The organism is Paenibacillus sp. P5_B5 (genome assembly GCF_056400365.1).
The window spans coordinates 382,622-402,470 of record NZ_JBFULK010000002.1 but is presented as its reverse complement, the minus strand read 5'-3'; the positions used below and the strand labels follow the sequence as shown (position 1 = coordinate 402,470).

General features: G+C 41.0%; 24 protein-coding genes. 3 read left to right on the top strand and 21 right to left on the bottom strand.

Annotated features, from left to right (window positions below):
* Positions 1–47: 47 nt before the first annotated feature.
* Positions 48–1,160 (bottom strand): sugar ABC transporter substrate-binding protein, encoded by a 1,113-nt coding sequence (locus AC1DOK_RS04535; RefSeq protein ID WP_477553037.1) that lies wholly within the window; start codon positions 1,158–1,160, stop codon positions 48–50.
* A gap of 439 nt (positions 1,161–1,599) precedes the next feature.
* On the opposite strand from AC1DOK_RS04535, the gene AC1DOK_RS04530 reads away from it, so the two are divergent.
* The gene (locus AC1DOK_RS04530; RefSeq protein WP_477553036.1) at positions 1,600–2,919 is read left to right on the top strand and encodes an anaerobic C4-dicarboxylate transporter family protein; all 1,320 of its coding nucleotides are present in this window, start codon (positions 1,600–1,602) and stop codon (positions 2,917–2,919) included.
* A gap of 55 nt (positions 2,920–2,974) precedes the next feature.
* Here AC1DOK_RS04530 and AC1DOK_RS04525 read toward each other — a convergent pair whose 3' ends face one another.
* From AC1DOK_RS04525 to bioB, 11 genes are all read right to left on the bottom strand, one after another.
* Entirely contained in the window at positions 2,975–3,337 is a 363-nt protein-coding gene (locus AC1DOK_RS04525) for a response regulator (RefSeq protein ID WP_477553035.1), read from the bottom strand.
* A 30-nt stretch (positions 3,338–3,367) separates the two neighbouring features.
* Positions 3,368–4,060 carry a helix-turn-helix domain-containing protein gene (locus AC1DOK_RS04520; RefSeq protein ID WP_477553034.1) on the bottom strand — a complete coding sequence of 231 codons (693 nt, stop codon included), beginning with the start codon at positions 4,058–4,060 and terminating at the stop codon, positions 3,368–3,370.
* A 259-nt stretch (positions 4,061–4,319) separates the two neighbouring features.
* Positions 4,320–5,105 carry an ABC transporter permease gene (locus tag AC1DOK_RS04515; RefSeq protein ID WP_477553033.1) on the bottom strand — a complete coding sequence of 262 codons (786 nt, stop codon included), beginning with the start codon at positions 5,103–5,105 and terminating at the stop codon, positions 4,320–4,322.
* Positions 5,102–6,019, bottom strand: coding sequence for an ABC transporter ATP-binding protein (locus AC1DOK_RS04510; protein ID WP_477553032.1), 918 nt, complete (start codon positions 6,017–6,019; stop codon positions 5,102–5,104). Before AC1DOK_RS04510 ends, AC1DOK_RS04515 begins: the two co-directional genes overlap by 4 nt.
* The gene (locus AC1DOK_RS04505; protein WP_477553031.1) at positions 6,019–6,219 is read right to left on the bottom strand and encodes a PLD nuclease N-terminal domain-containing protein; all 201 of its coding nucleotides are present in this window, start codon (positions 6,217–6,219) and stop codon (positions 6,019–6,021) included. The genes AC1DOK_RS04510 and AC1DOK_RS04505 overlap by 1 nt, the downstream gene beginning before the upstream one ends.
* Before the next feature lie 29 nt (positions 6,220–6,248).
* Positions 6,249–6,458, bottom strand: coding sequence for a sigma-Y antisigma factor component (locus AC1DOK_RS04500; protein ID WP_477553030.1), 210 nt, complete (start codon positions 6,456–6,458; stop codon positions 6,249–6,251).
* A complete protein-coding gene (locus AC1DOK_RS04495; protein WP_477553029.1) occupies positions 6,445–6,828 on the bottom strand; it encodes a YxlC family protein in 384 nt (127 codons plus the stop codon). The genes AC1DOK_RS04500 and AC1DOK_RS04495 overlap by 14 nt, the downstream gene beginning before the upstream one ends.
* The gene (sigY, locus tag AC1DOK_RS04490; RefSeq protein WP_477553028.1) at positions 6,806–7,357 is read right to left on the bottom strand and encodes an RNA polymerase sigma factor SigY; all 552 of its coding nucleotides are present in this window, start codon (positions 7,355–7,357) and stop codon (positions 6,806–6,808) included. Before sigY ends, AC1DOK_RS04495 begins: the two co-directional genes overlap by 23 nt.
* 205 nt (positions 7,358–7,562) lie before the next feature.
* Positions 7,563–7,757: a hypothetical protein gene (locus tag AC1DOK_RS04485; protein WP_477553027.1), complete on the bottom strand. Its 195-nt coding sequence runs from the start codon at positions 7,755–7,757 to the stop codon at positions 7,563–7,565.
* Positions 7,758–7,883: 126 nt separating this feature from the next.
* A complete protein-coding gene (locus AC1DOK_RS04480) occupies positions 7,884–8,339 on the bottom strand; it encodes an acyl-CoA thioesterase (protein ID WP_477553026.1) in 456 nt (151 codons plus the stop codon).
* Between the two features lie 77 nt (positions 8,340–8,416).
* Positions 8,417–9,412 carry a biotin synthase BioB gene (gene bioB, locus AC1DOK_RS04475; protein ID WP_477553102.1) on the bottom strand — a complete coding sequence of 332 codons (996 nt, stop codon included), beginning with the start codon at positions 9,410–9,412 and terminating at the stop codon, positions 8,417–8,419.
* 333 nt (positions 9,413–9,745) lie between these two features.
* Here bioB and AC1DOK_RS04470 point away from each other — a divergent pair, with 333 nt between their 5' ends.
* Together AC1DOK_RS04470 and AC1DOK_RS04465 are read left to right on the top strand one after the other, a co-directional pair.
* Positions 9,746–10,765 carry a phosphotransferase gene (locus AC1DOK_RS04470; protein WP_477553025.1) on the top strand — a complete coding sequence of 340 codons (1,020 nt, stop codon included), beginning with the start codon at positions 9,746–9,748 and terminating at the stop codon, positions 10,763–10,765.
* A complete protein-coding gene (locus AC1DOK_RS04465; protein ID WP_477553024.1) occupies positions 10,762–11,874 on the top strand; it encodes a glycosyltransferase family 4 protein in 1,113 nt (370 codons plus the stop codon). The genes AC1DOK_RS04470 and AC1DOK_RS04465 overlap by 4 nt, the downstream gene beginning before the upstream one ends.
* Here the strand turns inward: AC1DOK_RS04465 and AC1DOK_RS04460 are convergent.
* The 9 genes from AC1DOK_RS04460 to AC1DOK_RS04420 form a co-directional block, all read right to left on the bottom strand.
* Positions 11,845–12,678, bottom strand: coding sequence for an endonuclease/exonuclease/phosphatase family protein (locus AC1DOK_RS04460; RefSeq protein ID WP_477553023.1), 834 nt, complete (start codon positions 12,676–12,678; stop codon positions 11,845–11,847). The genes AC1DOK_RS04465 and AC1DOK_RS04460 overlap by 30 nt on opposite strands.
* 5 nt (positions 12,679–12,683) lie before the next feature.
* Complete coding sequence (locus tag AC1DOK_RS04455; protein WP_477553022.1) at positions 12,684–13,820, bottom strand: M23 family metallopeptidase; 1,137 nt, start codon at positions 13,818–13,820, stop codon at positions 12,684–12,686.
* Positions 13,821–13,985: 165 nt separating this feature from the next.
* Positions 13,986–14,390, bottom strand: a complete 405-nt coding sequence (locus tag AC1DOK_RS04450) for a DUF350 domain-containing protein (protein WP_477553021.1) — start codon at positions 14,388–14,390, stop codon at positions 13,986–13,988.
* A gap of 22 nt (positions 14,391–14,412) precedes the next feature.
* Complete coding sequence (locus AC1DOK_RS04445; protein ID WP_477553101.1) at positions 14,413–15,711, bottom strand: glutathionylspermidine synthase family protein; 1,299 nt, start codon at positions 15,709–15,711, stop codon at positions 14,413–14,415.
* 15 nt (positions 15,712–15,726) lie between these two features.
* Positions 15,727–16,053, bottom strand: a complete 327-nt coding sequence (locus AC1DOK_RS04440) for a hypothetical protein (RefSeq protein WP_477553020.1) — start codon at positions 16,051–16,053, stop codon at positions 15,727–15,729.
* Positions 16,053–16,538 (bottom strand): hypothetical protein, encoded by a 486-nt coding sequence (locus AC1DOK_RS04435; RefSeq protein WP_477553019.1) that lies wholly within the window; start codon positions 16,536–16,538, stop codon positions 16,053–16,055. The genes AC1DOK_RS04440 and AC1DOK_RS04435 overlap by 1 nt, the downstream gene beginning before the upstream one ends.
* Positions 16,539–16,542: 4 nt before the next feature.
* Positions 16,543–17,565: a potassium channel family protein gene (locus tag AC1DOK_RS04430; protein ID WP_477553018.1), complete on the bottom strand. Its 1,023-nt coding sequence runs from the start codon at positions 17,563–17,565 to the stop codon at positions 16,543–16,545.
* A gap of 82 nt (positions 17,566–17,647) precedes the next feature.
* On the bottom strand, positions 17,648–17,776 hold the full coding sequence (locus AC1DOK_RS04425; RefSeq protein WP_477553017.1) for a hypothetical protein: 129 nt from the start codon (positions 17,774–17,776) through the stop codon (positions 17,648–17,650).
* A 336-nt stretch (positions 17,777–18,112) separates the two neighbouring features.
* The gene (locus AC1DOK_RS04420; RefSeq protein ID WP_477553016.1) at positions 18,113–19,369 is read right to left on the bottom strand and encodes a Bcr/CflA family multidrug efflux MFS transporter; all 1,257 of its coding nucleotides are present in this window, start codon (positions 19,367–19,369) and stop codon (positions 18,113–18,115) included.
* Between the last annotated feature and the right edge of the window lie 480 nt (positions 19,370–19,849).

The window sequence follows — 19,849 nt, the reverse complement described above, 5'->3', positions numbered from 1 at the left end:
GGAAGCGCTCCCGATACAGGCGAGCGCTTTCGTGCTGGCTATTCTACCTATTTCTTGTAAGCTTCTTTAAGCGCCTTCATCCAATCTGTTAAGAAGGCATCTGTTTGTCCCCAACCAGGGATAATTGCATTAAGGTTTACCATGTTAACAGGATCTTTGGAGCTCGAGAGCTTGTCCTGTGTAATTAATGTAGCTTCCATATCAAATGTTTGTGGTGTTTCTTCGCCTGCAACTTTGCTTAGAAGAATACGTAGATTTACAGCACCAATCATTTTCGGATCAACGGCCGCTGTAGAAACCCAAGGACTTCCTGGCTCTTGCATTAATTGAAGATCCGCGTTGGATACGTCAATTCCGTAAATTTTAACTTCATCACGTCCAGCTTCTTTGACTGCTCTTGTCGCACCAATTGCAAATGCATCCCATGCAGCATAAATCGCATTAATTTCACCTTTTTTATACTTGGTTAACATTGCAGTTACAGCATTCTGTGCTTGTACGGAAGTATCTCCAGAGGCAACGCCAAATCTTTCAAGTTCAACGATCCCTGGATATTTTTTCAATGTTTCCTGATAAATGTTATTACGTCTTACCATTGGAGGAAAACCATCGACCCATAAGTAAGCAATTTTAGCTTCCTTACCTTGTTCTTCGATCATTTTATCTAAGGTTAACTGTGCGAGCGCCTCATCATCTTGTGAGGTTAATGTCACACCTGGAATTTTCTTTAAATCTGGATTGGAGTCAAAAGCAACAACTGGAATACCTTTGTCCACAATCTTCTGAACTTGTTCTACTGTTGCAGCGTCATCACCATGAGAAATAATGATACCATCATAATTCTTGTCAACAGCTTGCGATATAGCATCGTGGAACTTAGCCGAATCACCATTTGCGGAGAATGTATCGACTTTGATTCCCATTGATTCGCCTTCTTGCTTAGCACCTGCTAGGAATTGCGCAGTATGGTCGTCTCCACCAATTTTGCGGATAACCATGACTTTAACTTCATCTTTTTCCTTGATTTTCGCAGGTAAGCCTTCAACAACTTTCTTCTCGATTGGAGCTGAAGAAGATCCTCCACTAGATGAACAACCCGTGATCAGTAAAACCATTGCTAATAGACTGACAATAAGCGTTTTCATAAACTTGTGTTTCATTTTTCCACCCCGTTTATTTGATATCTTACCAAGATAAACCGCTTTCATCATCTATATGACAGCGGCATTTCTTACGGTGAATATATGAAAGTAGAAGCATTAAACTTAAACTTTCTTATTCACTAAAAAAATAACAAACAGCAAATTTCTAGATGCAATATCGGAGATGTAGTAATTTGTTGTTTGTAATTGAATATTATCACGTTATTACCAACATTGCAATGAATATTCGTTGTTTTTTGTTGTATTCATTTGGTTTATTATTGAATTATATTGTTTTCGTATCGGGAAGTCACAAAAGTAGTGGTAGAATTTACAACGACACTTAACAGACAAAGTGATTCAAAGAAGCCAGTATTGGATATCCTTACATAAGGACACGCGTATTTCATTATTTTTTGATTAGTTAAATTTTGAGGGAAAGTGATGTGAGATTGGTGTGTTTGGGGTTCAACTTGCTTTGGTCTTACTTGCAATTGTAGTTGGGGCTAGACTTGGAGGAATAGGCCTCGGTGTTATGGGGGGACTTGGTTTAACTGTATTAGTGTTTGGTTTTCACTTACAACCAACAGCACCGCCTATCGACGTGATGCTCATGATTACGGCAGTTATTACCGCTGCAGGAGCTTTGCAAATAGCAGGAGGAATGGATTATCTGGTTCAATTAGCTGAGAAGCTGCTGCGTAAGCACCCGAGTCATATTACCTTTGTTGGACCAATCGTTACTTATCTATTCACGTTCTGCGCTGGAACTGGACATGTTTCCTACTCGGTTCTACCTGTTATAGCAGAGGTTGCTAGGCAATCTGGTGTTCGGCCAGAACGCCCTTTATCGATATCAGTAATTGCTTCTCAGCAAGCAATTACTGCAAGTCCTATTTCCGCGGCAACGGTTGCTTTAGTGTCGATGCTGACAGATTATGATATTTCACTTATGGACATCTTGTTTATTAGTGTCCCTTCTACTTTCATTAGCTGTATGGTTGCAGCTTGGGTTATGACCAAGGTTGGTAAAGAGCTAGACCAAGATCCCGATTACCAGCAACGATTAAGAGAAGGTTCTCTGATAGAAAATAATATTAGCCAGAAATCTAACAACGAAAATAGACGAGCTAAGCTCGCCATTGGTTTATTTCTAGTTGGTGTATTCACCGTTGTATTGCTCGGCTCCGTACCGCAGCTCCGTCCTGCATGGGACAACGTTAATGGTGTTAATCAAACCCTTAACATGACATACACCATAGAACTAATCATGCTAACTGTCGCTGCATTGATCCTAATATGTTGTAAGGTGAACGCTGCGCATATGCCTAAAAGCAATGTATTCCTTGCAGGTATGCAAGCCGTCATTAGTATTTTTGGAATCGCATGGATGGGCGATACCTTCTTTGCTGCTCACCTCGATCTCATTCGCAGCTGGATTCAAGCAAGCGTCACTTCGGCACCTTGGCTATTTGCCATCGCTCTGTTTGTATTATCCATCTTGCTCTATAGTCAGGCAGCCACCGTTCGAGCATTAATGCCACTTGGTATTGCACTTGGTCTCCCACCTGCAACCCTTATTGCTATGTTCCCAGCAGTGAATGGCTATTTCTTTATTCCTAATTATCCAACCGTCATTGCGGCTATTAATTTCGATCAGACAGGAACGACCCGAATCGGCAAATATGTACTGAATCATTCCTTTATGTTACCAGGTCTGATCGCGACCTTCTTAGCTATTGCAATCGGTTTTCTCTTAATACAAGTCGTACTCTAAGTTATACAAGTAAATATACTAATCTGTCCTTGTTGTATCTAATTTGTTGATTCACTTATAGTTCTAGTACCCTTTCAATTGTTTCCAGTACCCTATCTTTATGAAAAGGCTTCACAATAAAATCCTTGGCTCCCGCATAAATTGCTTCAATAACAAGCTTCTGTTGAGCCATTGCTGAGCACATGATGATTTTTGCCCCTGGATCTAATGTCCTTATCTCGGTCAAAGCTTCTAATCCATCCATTACAGGCATTGTAATATCCATTGTCACTAAAGCTGGTTTATATTGCTTATACATTTGGACAGCCTCCTGTCCATTAGCTGCTTCTGCAACGACTTTATGACCGTCTTCCTCAAGCGCAGTTTTCAGAATCGCTCTCATAAAAGCGGTGTCATCTACGACCATAATTCTCGCCATACCTGTTTTTACTCCTTATATGAGTGCGACTTATATCGCCGTATCTAGGATCCGGTTACTAGTTATGTCTAAGTAAAGATAAGTCTCCGTTATGTACTTTTCATTCTCATCATAGTAGAGATGTTTAGATACTTCCCAAACACCACTTCTCTTCGCTATACGATCCATCTGTATCTTCATTAATTTGGAATTACATAAGACAACTATATTCTTAATATAAGGTCGGAACCAGATTTGCAACTCTTCCAATAGCTCATTTACTTCAGGGGTAAATACAAAAGGCTGACCATTAACCATCATCGTCCGATTATCTATAATCAACTTAAGCTTCTCTTTGGGGAGGAATGACACTGTATTCTTCATATTTTGGGAGATTCGTTTAACTTCATGTTCAGATAGAACACCTTGGACTCGCCATGCGATGACATGCTGATGCCGATCAAAATCATATATAAATCTAGACTCTAGAGGTTTCATATATTCTTGCTTCATATAAGCCGTTTGTGGCTTAAACTGTTCTTCATCCATAAAATAGGAAAGATCGACGTCTAAAGCATTCGCTAATTTCTCAATGTTCAAGAGAGATACATTTCGCTCTCCCCGCTCAATTCCTCCAATGTAGGAGCGATCTAAATTAGCCCGTGATGCAAGTCCTTCTTGAGATAAACCTGCATGGGCCCTTAACTCTTTGATCCTTAGTCCAAATTTCAACAATATACTCAAGTTTCTGTTCCCCCTAAAGAAGTCTTTTTGTATATTTATCAAAAAATTCGTAATAAATTAGTATTATTCTATTCTAAGTACCATTCATCTAAATTTCGACGGTTTATAAGTACCATTCTCATCTCAAACGATATAATTTTCAATAATCTTGTCAATTAGCAGACAAGCCTGGCTGTATCCTTAGGATAACAACCAGGCTTGATTATAGAAAGCTTTTATAATTTATAAAAGTATTTTATTAATAACTAAAGTAAATCAACTAGCTTAAGCTTTGTTTCTTATGCAAACCATACACAGCTAACCCAACACATGCTGCAATACATAAGATCGTAATTATGATAACACCTACAAGTGGAACATCACTATTACTCCCTATGCCCATGACCCATTGTCCAGCAAAATCAGACAGTCGACTTGGACTTAATGTCATTACTTTATTAAAAAGTCCCGTACAGATTGTTAGAATCGCTACAATTCCAAGTGTAACGAATGCTGTCGCTCCCATCGAACGGAATAAAGTGCTCATTAAGAGTGTGATCGATACGATGAAGAATAACCATAACAAATAGAGAAGGAAAGAATAAATAACCGCTAGAAAATCAACTTCGCCTATTAATTGCTCCGTGTAATACCAAGCTCCTGCATAACTAAGCAAGAACGATACTGCTGTAATGGTGAGCATCCCTGCCCATTTGGCCGTAATAAATTTCGTATAAGAGACCGGCTTAACCAGAATAAGCTCAATTACCCCGCTGTTTCTCTCACCCGATACAACTGACATCATGGATAACACAATAATAAGCAAACCCATAATGCCATATTGACTAATGGTTTGCATCATCACTTCTCCGCCGCTTGGTAGTGGCATTTCAATGATAGAGCCTGCTGGAATATTACCTGCTCCTTGCAAGATTTCAGGTAAAAAATAGAAGGTAACAGGCTGCATAATTCCTAGTAGTATAAATACGAGCGGAACCCATATCCATTTGAAATTACGACACATTTCACGCATTTCTTTCTTATATAGAACTACCCACTGTCTCATTTGCTAACCACCTTCATAAACAAGTCCTCTAAGGTTGTCTGCCCAATCTCAAACTTAACAAGTGGAATTTGACGGGAAAGAATTTCCGTTAGTAGTTCTCTACTTGCCTGATCGACATCCTTAATTGTTAATGTAGCACTATGTAGATCTATAGTTCCTTCTGTCACAAAAGGTTTGCCAATCAGTTCAGCTAACCACTCTGCTTCTCCTTCAAACGGCTCAACTTGAAGCTTGATCGTCTGTGATCTGTACTGCTTATAAATAGAATTGAGGTCTCCCTGCACAGCAATTTGACCTTGATTCATGATCAGCACATCATCACAAACTTCCGCTGCATCATGTAAGACATGGGTCGAGAAGAGAATGGTTGTCTCTTGACGAATAGCTTGCATCAGGTCAAGAACTTCACGTCTTCCGATCGGATCAAGTGCCGAGACAGGCTCATCAAGCATTAACAGCTTTGGTCGATGTACAAGTGCTTGAGCAAGTCCTAAACGCTGCTTCATTCCACCGGAGTAGCCGCCAATTTTACGTTTAGCAGCATCCTTTAATCCAACCTGATCTATTACTTCTACTGCACGTTGTTTAGCTGCCTTGGAAGAAAGATTCGCTAGCTGTCCTACATATTGAAGAAACTCTAGTCCACTCATCCAATTATAGAACACAGGCATTTGAGGTAAATAACCAATGAGCTGGCGAATGTCACCACTCTCATTCAATCCGTCTCTCCACTTGATATGCCCTGATGTTGGTTTAAGTAAACCTGCTAGCATTCGAATGGTTGTTGTCTTACCCGCTCCGTTAGGTCCAAGTAGAGCAATACAGCGCCCTGACTCAATCTGAAAGGAAAGTTCATTAACAGCTCGGTATGAACCGTATTGTTTTGTAAGCTTATCAACTCTTAATAATTCCACTATTCTTCTTTCCTTCCTATGACAAAATAGAGAACGGGACCTAGTAAAGTAATGAACATAATAATCGGAATCCATATCCATTTAGGACCTCTTGTTGCAGGTGCTTTCAGCAAAGATATAAGTCCGACGAGAACCAAAATAAGCTGAATCACGATAAGTGGAGCAATCAAGCCCCAATTCACTTCTGCCAAATCTGACATTTGAAATCACTCCTATTCTTTATTTCAAGCTAGAGCTGTTTCTTATTACGCCAAGGTTTAACCACAAACAAGATATATAAAAGCGTTGGACAAGGGAATTGAATCATTCCAAATAATCCCCATAGCCAATAGAACTTGTAATTTCGATGTCTTGCATGCAGGAATAAGCAAATACTTTGAGTTAATAGAATCATAAACAAGACAATCAACGCCCAAACTGGAACATTATCTATTGTCATCTGTGATCTCCCTACCTTTAGCGTGAAGCTGACGTATAACAATTAGTGATAAGGCAAAGAATGTGATACTTACCTGTAGAATGCCATATATCGTTAAACTACTATAAGCTACGAGCATACCACCAGTTACCAGTACAATTGCTACCAGTACAAAAATGATTAACTCCTTGTGAAGCTTGCGACGATTCAAGGCTTGGCGCTGAACGACCATCTGCTCGATATACTGTAAATTCGGTGGCTCTAGGACGTCGCTGTACGCCTTATCGATGGAATCTACGTCCTGTTGAATAGAGGCGATTAATAACTCATTCTCATCCGCTTGTCCTTTATCAATGTGACTTTGCTGTTTATTCCACCGCGCTTTGCTCATTATCGTTCAACTCCCTTCGAATTTGCGCCAAACCGTTATAAATACGTGATTTAACGGTGCCCATTGGAATGCTCATGAGTTGTGCTATTTCCTCGTAGCTGTAGCCATAATAATGCTTTAGTAATATAGGGAGTCTGACATCATAGGAGACTGAAGCTAGCACCTCAAGAATATCCGTCCATTGCTCTTGTGCTTGCTCCAATTGCCACTGCATGAGCCGCCTGGGCTGCTCCTGCTCTTGCCATTTGCGCTCTAGCTGCTTCCGGCGCATGCCATCAATATACAATCTAGTTGCAATCGTAATGAGCCAAGAGGAGAATTTGGACTTCCCATTGTATAAATGTATTTTCTCGATGCATTTAAGCATCGTCTCCTGAGTTAAATCCTCCGCAAGAATGGGATTCATCGTTACTTTGAGCAAATATTTCATTAGAAACGAGTAGTGTTGATGTAGCAAATGGGCCAGGGCACGCTCATCTCCCTTAATAGCCCGTTTGATATTCTCCTGCTCTTCCGTCTCGATGATCACCACTCCTTCTCTAACCCGAATCACCTATAGTACGAATAGTGTACGTCAAAAGTTCATTCGACAAGTAATAATTTCATTATCTTCTTTATCGGGCAAAAAAATAAACGGTTGAACCGTTTCGTTTAGGTGAACTGGCCTCACTATTATGTATATCAACAAGAAAAACGCTCAAGCCTCATGTAAGGTTTGAGCGTTACTAATGTTACTAGACTTCTTCATCAAGACTAACATCATCTTGATCCAGTAATGCCCTCAATTCTTCACTAACCGCTGATGGCAGCCCTGATGCTCGCCCCGGTTGTGATGACGTCAAACCAGTACTATAGGCATTTGTTGCATTGAGTTCTACGTATTCAGCCTCTAAAGCACTTCTAACTTCTTCCTCACGTGACTCACTCATATCTTGCAGCTCCTTCTTGTGATACGTTGCTAATATTGCTATTCATCACAAAGATAAACTGCCCTTGTTTCTAGAAATCATACATAATCTTGCACCGTATTTCCACATTCATACAATCTCCGATGCTTATGGTTTGTAAGCTTTGACCTCTATACGATCCCTTACAGCCTCTGGGATTTGTAGCGGCTTCTTCGTTTGTTTATCGACAATAACAATTGTACCCGCTCCTGTTACAACAAGACGACGATCTCGGGTCGACTGGATACAATACTCCAAATCAATAGAAGAGTTACCTATCCTAGCAACTCTAACTCCGACATCTAGTTCCTCCGAATAGAAAGCCTCCGCATGATAATGACACCAAACATCAGCTGTCACGACGATTGCATTTGGATTTAAGGACCCTAGCTCCAAGCTATCCAAATACTCAGCACGTGCCTGCTCCAAATAGATTAAATAGCTGATGTTATTTACATGACCAGACATATCTGTTTCAGAATACCGAACCTTAACCTTTGAATAAATCTCAAACTTACTTAACCACTCTTCTAGATTCGGTACAATGTAAGTTGGCTTTGCCATGAAATCATCTCCATTATTGGATTAGTTCCTTGTATTAACCAAATTATCAGATAGCTCACGTAGTTACAATAGTATCCTTAAACACAGCTTTCCTCAATTTCAAAGCCCAGCTCCTCGATCATTTGGTGATCATTGCTGATCGCTTGTCCATCTGTTGTTAAATAATCACCTACAAATAGTGAATTGGCTGCGTATAGGGAAAGCGGCTGTAAATGTCCTAAATTAAGCTCTCTTCCGCCCGCCACACGTATTTCTTTATCTGGGCATATGAAACGGAATAGGGCAAGCACTTTAAGACAGTAACGGGGATTCAGCTGCTTCATATCTTCTAGTGGTGTCCCATGAATCGAGTTGAGAAAATTAATAGGTATCGAGTCAGCATCAAGAGCACGCAAGGATAACGCCAAATCAACTAGCTGCTCATGAGTCTCTCCCATCCCCACAATACAGCCTGAACATGGAGAAATGCCAGCTATCTTGGTTTCTTCAACAGTATGCACTCTGTCCGCATATGTATGTGTTCTTGTAATCTGATCAAAATGATCCTCACTTGTATTCAAATTGTGATTATAACGGTCCACACCTGCTTGCTTTAACTGATCGGCTTGGCCTTCCTTCAAAATACCCAAACAGGTACAAATTTTGAGTTGATAGTTTTGTTTAATCTCAGCCACAGCTCCGAGCACCTCATTTAATTCTCTATCTGTTGGTCCTCGCCCACTAGCAACAATGCAGTATGTTCCTGCTTTTCTAGATACCGCTTCTTTCGCTCCCTTAACAATCGCATCCTTGTTCAGCATCGTATATTTTTCAATCGGCGCCTTCGATATACTAGACTGCGAACAATATCCACAGTCTTCAGGGCAATAACCACTCTTAGCATTAAGGATCATATTTAGCTTCACTTTATTACCATAATAATGATACCTAACTTGATAGGCTGCATCTAGCAAAGAGAGTAGTTCCTGATCATTTGATCGAAGAATCGATAACCCCTCCTCATGTGTTAAGCACTCACCACCTAACACCTTATCCGCATAGTGCTGCCAGTTCAATAACTCTCTACGATTCATTACACTCATTTACCTTCACCTTTCAATTCATCATTTACTACAAACTTTACTACATTTTATGATTATCAATTTATCGCATTAATTGTCAACCTAATTCATTTTAACAGGTTAACAATTAGATTAATATAGCATACTTTTAATCACAAGAAGAAACAGTAGTTCCAGAATCTGCTCGCGATGCTGAAATCGCATACTGCTCATGAGCAGTGACGAACAAGCCTCTTAACAAACACTTAACAAACAAAATTCTTTACCCTATTCATAGGTGGTCACACTTACAACCTTGGAGTGACTAACATATGGTATCAAGAGAAACGGTCTAGGAGGACGCAGATGAAAGCTAACCGCAAGCTCTTTCGTACAGCTAACCGATTTGGCATCGATGCTAAACACATCAAACGTATTCAGAACGGTGTGTATCACCTTACAACTAAAGATGGTCAGCAATACTGTATAAAAAAGATCAGGTGCTCGGTTGTTAGCTTAAAGTGGATCGATCGTACCCTTCAGAAGCTAATGAAAAATGGTTATAACCAAATTTCATGGCGCAAGCCTAATACAGTTGAAGGAAAGAAGCTATTTATTAAAACAAGCAAGTTTAAACGACCGTATGTTCTTGCACCTTGGATTTCAGGTAGATGGCCTTCACCGACCTCTCTGCAGGATATGGTTAAATGCGGGGAGGTTCTAGCTAAGTTTCATCTAAGTGGTCAGAAGTTACCCAAATACAAATCCGGTGCCGTCAATATGGTTGGTGAATGGCCGAAGCTTTTCCGTGGTTATCTTGATAGACTGCAATTAAAAGCAGCAAAGGCGGAGCGTAATGGACATGGCACAGACTTAGATTCATTTCTCCAAACAAACGGCAGTGAAATCATTCAGTATGCCAAAGAAGGTATCCAAATCCTGCAAAGTAGTGATTATAAGCGAGTTTGTCTCGAAGCACGCAAGAGCTGTACATTATGCCATGGAGATGGAGGCCCTACCAACTTTATTCAAACTGCCAAAGGAATGTACCTCATTGATTTTGAAACTTTGCGCTACGACTTACGTGCATATGATTTATTCCGTGTAATCTATAACTCTTGTAAAGATCATGACTGGAAGGTTGAAATTGCTGAAGCGATCTTGGATGGATACCATAGTGTATCTAAGTTAACACAAACAGACATTGATTTATTAAGCGCTTGGCTTCGGTTTCCTAGAAAAATATGCAAGGCGTTGGACTCATACGGTAGATTAAATCGAAGGCAAAAAGCGGTGAGGCTCAGTAATATAAAGCAATATTTTCAAGAAGATCGAAGGATTACAGTCTTCCTTCAACAATTGAACGCGAAAGGGAAGTATCAATGAGAATATGGGTGCTAACAAATGAGTATAAAGACAACATTATTGGCGGGCTAGGTACGGTTGCCACCCACTTATCCGAAGCATTGGCTCAAATTAAGGGTACACACGTTACCGTCCTATGCGCAGGCACAGAGCAAAGTGTGAGCATAACAAGGAATCAAACAAACAACCTGCAAGTGATTCATTTTCCGAGAAAATCCAAGTATATTCTGCCGGCTACTAAAAATTTTAATTATCTATCGATTGCTAAATGGATCCATGCCAAGAGACTTTCCAAGCCAGACCTTATTCACGTTCATAGCCTACAATGCGAGAAACTGGCCCTATTCTATAAACGAAGATATCAGATCCCTTTCATATACACCTGTCATTCGATGGCAATTCGATCTGGGAAAATCGATCTTAGGCAGCTCCAGCTCCTTCGTCACTCGGCGTACATAACCACGCCTAGTCAATGGCAAAAAGCCGAAATCATTCGATACTGTCCTTGGGCTCGGAATAAGATTTTCGTCATTCACAATGGTGTGCATATGCCAACTACCCATCCTGACTATAGCAATAACGCACATCGGCTTTTATTTGTAGGTCGGGTAATTCCATCCAAAGGAGTAACCGATCTTATAAACGCAATTGCCCTATTAAAGCTAAATGAACCAAATGTACAGCTAGATATTGTAGGTACAGGCTCAGAAAAATACATCCAGTTGCTTACAAATAGAGCTTCTTCACTGCTCATTAGTTCAAACGTCACATGGTTAGGAAAGCAGAATCCCTCAGCTGTGCAGCAGCTGTATGCATCTTATGGATGCGTTATTGTACCAAGTTATGTAGAATCTTTTGGTTTAGTAGCACTCGAAGCAATGGCTGCCGGGATACCACTTGTTTCCTCACGCAAAGGTGGATTAAGCAGTTTTGTAACTGACCGCAATGCGACAATCATTTCGCAGATCAAACCATCTATCATTGCCCAAAGCGTCCAGACTATGTGGAGCAATCCATCACGAACGAATGCCAAAGTCAATCAAGCCCGTCAGACAGCTAGTAAATACCACTGGAAGTCGATCGCTAAGACCTACAATCGATTATTCATTAGAACGTATCAAAGGCGATAATTTCAGCTTCAGCTTCGCAATCACGGGATAATGATCAGACGGATAACGCGAGCTAAATTTGCGGCGATCCACAGTGGACTCGAGTACGATAAAAGGCTGTGTAACGAATATATAGTCAATCGTTTCCCCTTTGTTACCGCCCTTGAAGTTATGGTATGTACTCCCGATCTTGTCTAAACTGCCTTTTTTTAATTTCGAGTACACATCTGTAAAAATCGAAACCTTACTATTCTTTTTATTTTTTAACCCACGTAAGTACTGAATCACTTTATTCTTCGGTTCGGCATTAAAATCACCCATCAAAATGATAGGCAACTTATTGTTCTTCGTGTACTCTTGCACATGCCTCCATATCACCTGCAGCCCTTGCTCTCGTGCTTCCTGACTTTGGTTATCCAAGTGCGTATTATACACGATAAACTCCTGATGAGGCGCATCGACCAACTGGAAATGTACCCATGTACAGACTCGAACCCAAGCGCTGCGCCAGCTTTTGCTCCCTGGAATGGATGGTGTCTTGGATAGCCAGAAGGTCCCATTATCGATTTTGGTTACAATCTGCGCATTATAAAGCACAGCACAATATTCACCAAATTTGCTTCGAGGCTCGCCTGCCAACTTGTAGGCTGGCATATGTCTGCTAATGGCATCGAGCATATATCCGCGGCATTCCTGTACACCAATTATGGCAGCATTCGATGCTTGAATGGCTTCATTAATGGCCTTTTTGCGTAGATACCACGTATTCAGTCCGTCAATTAATGTACCTATTCTCAAATTAAACGTCATCACTTTCAAATCCATTCCTGCTATCCTCCGTTATGATCGTCAGCCTTCTTCAGCCAGTGAAATGGTGTTGTTTTAAAAAAAAGATTGGGATTGACCGGTACATTATGCGCCCAGAATGTAAAATGCAAATGAGGTCCCGTTGAGAAGCCAGTCGACCCTACAAGTCCAATAATATCGCCTTGCTTTACCTGATCACCCGCTTTAACGAGCAGCTTGGACATATGAGCATATTGAGAAAACAAATGCATCCCATGATCAATATAAATCGAATTTCCTGTTAAATACAAGTTATCTGCTAAAGCGACAACTCCATCATTGGTTGCATGAATCGGCGTTCCTTCGTCTGCTGCAAGGTCAATTGCCGTATGCCGACTATCCAATTTATCATTTACATAACGCGTATATCCATAAGGTGTTGTTAGTATACCTTCAATCGGTTGGATAAAATCAGTGGTAAACAGAAACTCGGGACTGGATTTACCGCGTGCTAAATTGATTTTCTTCTGATCTGCTTGAATACGATCTGTCTCCTGCCGCATGCTCGCCATTTGCTTGGTAACTTTAATATATTGCGTCTCAAATTTCTTATTCTGAATCGTTAGTGTCTGATCACCTATCGAATATTTCCCTGCCTTGGTATTAATCCCGATTGGCAAGTAGGTGAAATACCCCGCTCCAAAGGACTGTAAGGTGTAGGTTTTATCCAGCCACTTCACTTCACCAGCCTGCTTATGTCGAACAAGCACCACGTCACCAGGAGCAACTGTGTCTGGTAGCAGCGTCCACTCCGAACTCATTGCCTTATTGGCTGTCTGAATATCTGTGTAGTAGGTGGATTCCTTTCCTTCAAGCTCCGCTTGCTCTCGTATCGCTTTAAACACAGGCTGAGCTTCTTGCCTCCAATTCTCGTTCTCGGAAGCAAGACCTTCCTCTGCTGCAATCGCAGATTCTGAGATCGTAGCGCTTGGAGTAGGCGTAGTTACGGCCTGCGATACTGACACCATTGCCTCACGAGGAGCATTTACTTGCTGCTGTACAAGAATAAGCAAAGTAACCAAGCAGCTTAATACCACGATTCGGATTGTGATGAGCCAGCCTTTATATGGCCGGTTATTGGATTTCGTCGAAGTCTCTTTACGTTCACCGCGAGGAATCATGTGAGTACCTCCTCCATATTTAATCTAGCGTCTTCAAAAACAATCTCACAACAACAAATATATCATATTATTCAAATAAAATAGACTACTGAAAGAACAGTAGTCTCCTAAGTGTTTCCAATTGAATGGGGCCTGCTTCAAGATTCCGATCAGATGCAGGACTGTTTACATAAGAAAAGTACCGATGACGAAGGAGGTACCGATAATAATGGCGCGCAGTAGCTGTGCAACTGCTTTATTCCCTTTGGCAATCTCTTCATTCACTTTCATCTTCGGCGTCAAGAAATCAAAAACAATGTATACCAGACATAGAATACCGATTCCAATGACTGACCAAATGAGCATTGATACCCACGAATTTGAGCTATAGGATACCATTCCAATAATAATACAGAGCCCAAACAGCTTACTTCCCATATAAATACCGGCTGCTTCATTTCCTTTGGCGATTTCCTCTGCATCATTAAAGCGAGTTAACTTACTAAAAACAAACGATCCAGCGACAAGAACGACGAGCAGGATTGCGATCCCAACCCCGACATTCAGAACATTATTCCACAAATTTCCCAACGTTATTCCTCCTTATTGTGATTTATTTCGATATCGCTGCTGGACAATAGTAGGCCATGTCCCCTGTAATTTTACTGCCGATCCGAGGAAGTAATCCTGCCAGCTTGCCTCCAAGTACATAAGCACCTGTAAGCAGGTATCCAGTATAAGGACCGTCCTCCGTTTGAAGTTCTACTTCTTGCATGATCCAGCGCTGCTGATAGATTTTGGGCTGGTTGTCGTAATATGTCTGTACTTCCTGTACTTCCGCTTCATGATGTCCCCACTCCACTTGTTCCAGGGTTGCAGACTCATCATATAGTGCCGTTCCCTTGCCTTCTCGTCCCCAATAGCTTTTGGCAACGAAAGAGGTTTGTGTCTGAATGAATACAGAGTTGTCATAATAGGTTGGGAGTAAATAGCTCTCGATGGCCTGAATATCCTGTGGTTCAAAAAGCGAATGACCGAGTAGTTCCTCGGTTTCTGCTCTGTGCTCATAAAGTGACCAGATTAAAGCTGTGAAGCCTTTGCTTTGGGTAATGATGCTCTGAACGGGATTGATAAGTCCTAGCTTGCCATCTACAATTAGCTGGAGTAAATCTTCACCGATTTTACGTTGTGTGGCTTCATCGATATCATAGACAAGGTATTCTAAGGGATATAATCGATACAGAATGGAAATCCGTTTCCCATTAACATACAGCCCATCACCCGGGATGATTTCGAGATCTTCCAGTGGTGCGAATAACGTATCATAACCTAACTCTTGGACGGCCTCCATCAGATACTGTGTGTTCGTCTTATCCTCGAGATGCCAGCTATAACTAGAGAAAGCAATCGCATCTGTCAATCCTAAGTCTTGATAGTAGTCAATTAACTGCTTAAATGCTTGTTGAATGGCTTCCTTCATATGAGAAGAAGCTGAAGTGTATGTACTATATGCAGATATAATGGCTTCGGCTAAATAAGCGGTTTCGGGAATGCCTGTAGGTGTATCCGTGTTATTCTCAATACATTTAAGTCCTTGATTATTCCTAATCCAATCTTGACGAGATACCCCATGATAAGGCACTTCCATTCTTGCTGCAGGAATTAGCGCAGGATGAATGCCTAGCTGATTCTCCAAGAATACATCGGGCATGAATCTTTGGGTAAACCGTAGCACCTTCCAATATAGCCGATCCACGCTCTCAGCTGCGATGCGCATTTGCTCCAGCTCAGCTGAACGGAATACAACAAGGGATGGTACACAATACTCTTTGCCGTTCATCCGATGGTAGGGAAGTTTTGCTGCGATTTCGCCTTGAAAAACTTTATCATGCGAGCGACCCAAATGATACATGTAACTCAAGTGAACTCAGCCCCCTGTACTGCTACTACCGCTACTGCCAAACCCTTTATACGAACTGCTGCTCGAACTAGAGGATTTATAGGAAGAGCCAGAGTTATTTGTCGCGTTAGAATTATAAGAAGAATTGCCCGAAGACTTATAAGACCTTGATGAGCCGTAATAGATGGAGTTCCCCCCTGAATCATAATAACCCTCTTCGCAGTTATCATTATTCTCATCACAATTAATACTAGATTGCGTTGGTGAGCTACAGCCTGTCATTGCAACAGGTACAGTCAAGAGTAGGGCAAATGCCAGCATTTTGGACAAAGGAAGGCGTTTATGCTCATCCATTAACTATTCACCTCCTTCAAATAGAAGACTGCTTTATTCCGATCCGTATCGAGTACGGAATATACGGTTTCATATGTCGTATCCTGTACGACCAAATAATGATCAAGCAGCAATTGAGCAATCTCCAAAGGCTCTCTCGTTAGCATCAATCTACTGCCACGCCTGAATGTATGGCCATCCCAGTAGAGAAACTCTGGCTCCACACGAATGGTACTGGAACAGTACTCGAATAAAGGCGGTTTAATGCTATTGCCATACACCTGAACATCAGATTCTTGGAATGGTTTAGCGTACACAATATGCCGTGTACCCTCTTCTGATTCATGTGATGTATGCTCATATAATTGATTCCGTATAACGGTTGCATTCACTAGCTTACGAATAAAGATTTCTTCGTTCGTTACGGATTGCTCTTGTAACACACGTACAACTTTACCTTCGTCTTCTGACCATTCTTGATAGCTAATGGATCGCGTAGTAGTCATTCTTTCACCTCTCATTACTCATGATTCTGTTATAAGTCTCCGGCTCACATACGACGAACAGCCTGGCATCCTTCGGGATGGGATCGTGTAGCTTGCGATTAATACTTAAATCGTTCCTATCCGAAATGAGTGTTGCCCCTTCATCTAAGAGATCGTGAAAAGCATCCAAATAGGTCTTCCATTCCGCTCTTATCGGAACATGACGAATATCCGCTCCATGCTGATGACTGAGCAGTTGGGTGAATATATCTATACTACCTTCATTAAGCGCTGAACGTGCCACTAATCTAGACACCGAATCGTGAGAGAGAACGAACTCGTTCACACGATTATGTTTAAAATTCTGAATATGCTTCTCCAGCATAACCTCTACCGTCGTATGAACATTTGGAGCAATACTCTCAATACTCGAGGCAACAAGAAGTGATTTACCATCAACAAGCGAAGGCTCATCAATTCTGGAATCCGCAAAAATAATGGCTGCTCGTGCCTCAGCAAGATTAGCCTGCCTCAGAATTTCTTCAGAGCTTGGGTCACCGCTAACAAACTGAACCTGCGCATGATCATAAGGACGCCGATCACCCTCATCAATAATAACGATCTCTAAATTAGGCTCAGACGACAACAACTCATCAATCGCATAATGCGCTTTCTTACTCCAGTTGATAATAATAATGTGATTCTTGCCATGATACTTCAACCTGCCAGACTCCCTTCGTCTTTGGAAATTAGAAATCCCATCAATTACTTTACTGATGATTAAGCTGAGTAATCCGATCCCAAATACGTATAGGAAGATCGAGAATATTTTGCCAGCTAAGCTATGAGCATAATAGTCTCCATATCCCACTGTCGCCATCGTTGTAAGTACCCAGTATAAAGCGTTAAACCATGTTCCGAACGTCTCCGGCTCTAGGAAGTAAGCAATCGTACTGCTTATCACAATAAAAATAAAAGCGGCAATTGCAAGCACTGAATTTTTAAGCTTTAATAACTGCAGTGATATACGGCGTAAAAGTATAGGCAATACACATTAAGCCTCCTTGAATCTTGTATCTATAAGAACGATAAGTTAATACGTAGAATGGATAATATAGGTAACACTTTTTTTAAAAAAATAACCCTAATTGGCCTGCTGTTGAAAGCTTCTCTGACTGCATCAATAATTCTTCCTCGATTTTGCGCTTCGTAACATCTATAAAAACACCGAGAACGGCTCTTTCTCCTTCATAGGTCATGGTCAGAGAATTCAGGCTTACCCTCTTGATTTGAAACAACAGAGATTGTTACTGTCAGTCTAAGTTCACACCCGGAAGTATGTTGATAAAGCTAGCCTCGGGCTTGATAAGGATTCATAGGAATGTTCCTCTCGGGCAGCTTTATATGTAAATGGATTATTTTTCTATTCATATTATAAACATGTAAGGAAGGTTTCATCAATGAGCCTCACCTATCAGATTGATAGATCAATCATAGGATGGAGAAATAGGCTAAAGCGACTGGAGACTGATTATAATAGGAACACAAAAAGGCTAAAACATGTATGCTTTAGCCTATAAATGAATAACAATAGATTATTGTTTTAACGTAACCGTAGAACTAGATACACTTTGCCTTCTTCTAACCATGAGCAAATAACATCCTGCCGCCACCATTACACAACAAGCAATGACCACACCCATTGGAATAGCCGTCTGGCTTCCAGCAATACCGACGAGTGGAGCTGCAATGGAACCAAAAATGAACGGTAAGAGACCAAGCATCGCAGAAGCACTGCCTGCCTTTTCTCCTTGGCTCTGCATCGCGAGTGAGAATCCAGCGGTACTGACAATCCCAACACACGAAACAACCATGAATAAGGGGATTAGTATGCCAATTAACGGTGCCTTAATCATAATCATTGCAAGTAATGTGAATCCACTCAAAATCGCAATAATAAGACCGCTACTAAACAATTTGGTCTCGCCCAGTTTGGGTGACAGTCTGCCCGTAATTTGAGTAGCAAGGATAATCCCTAGCCCATTCATAGCGAAGAACATACTAAATGCCTGCGGAGAGATACCATATATATCTTGCAGCACAAAAGGTGAACCTGAAATATAACTAAACATCGCCGCAGATATGAATCCCTGTGATAATGCATATCCCATAAACACACGATCACCGATCAAGCCTCGGAAGGTAGAAAACGTAGTCTTAATGCCACCCTTACTTCGACGATTAACAGGTAATGTTTCAGGAAGGCCCAGGACAGCTGCAACAACCATCAGTACGCCAAGAACACCTAAGACAATAAAGACACCATGCCATGAAATGAACTTAAGCAGTTGCCCGCCTGCAATAGGTGCAAGAATGGGTGCAAGCCCATTAACAAGCATTAATAGAGAGAAGAACTTCGTTAGCTCTGATCCTGTATATAGATCACGTGCCATTGCGCGAGCAATAACAATGCCTCCCGCTCCAGCTAGCCCTTGAATAAACCGTAGTGCAATGAGCCCCCATATAGAAGGAACAATCGCGCAAAGTACGGATGCAATGGCATATACAATGAGGGAAGTAATCAGAGGTATGCGGCGACCTCTCGAATCACTAAGCGCTCCCATAATCAGTTGACCAATTGCGAGTCCTAATAAACAAGCGGTTAAGCTAAACTGTGTAAGCGAGGTACTCGTTTGCAAGTCGTTCGTGATGATCGGCAAAGCGGGTAAATACATATCGATTGATAAGGGTCCTATTCCTGTCATCGCACCTAGTGTTACAGCCATGGACAATCGCTGTTTATTGGTAAGCCCAGACGACGGCTGAGCTTGATCATTAGTACCTATATTCATTTTGCATATTTCAACCTTTCAGAATCGTTTTGAGGCACACCGCCCTAATTAGTAAACTTATTCTAACACATGTAATGTTAGCCTGGCTGTATAATTAACAGCATTTTCCTGTTATTGCTAGTAAATAAATTTCACAACTCTAATTTTTTTTATTTTCATAAATAATATTTTACCTCCATCCATCGTCACTATTTGATCAAATAACTCTCTTATTCTCAAAAAATATCTTTTCTCGCAATGCCATCAAAAAAAGTCATTTCTATAAAATTATGAAGCCCTTCCTATATTTATCGTGTTTGATGTCACTAAAATCAGGAACATATACTGACAAAATATCTCAATTTATGGGTTATATTATTAACCAAGGAATAAAAAGGAAATTACATTACTATAGTAGAATGTATTGTTTAATTCTAGATGCTAGGACTATTTCTACTTGTTCTAGCAATAGAAGTGTATCACCAATTCTAAAAAGAAAAG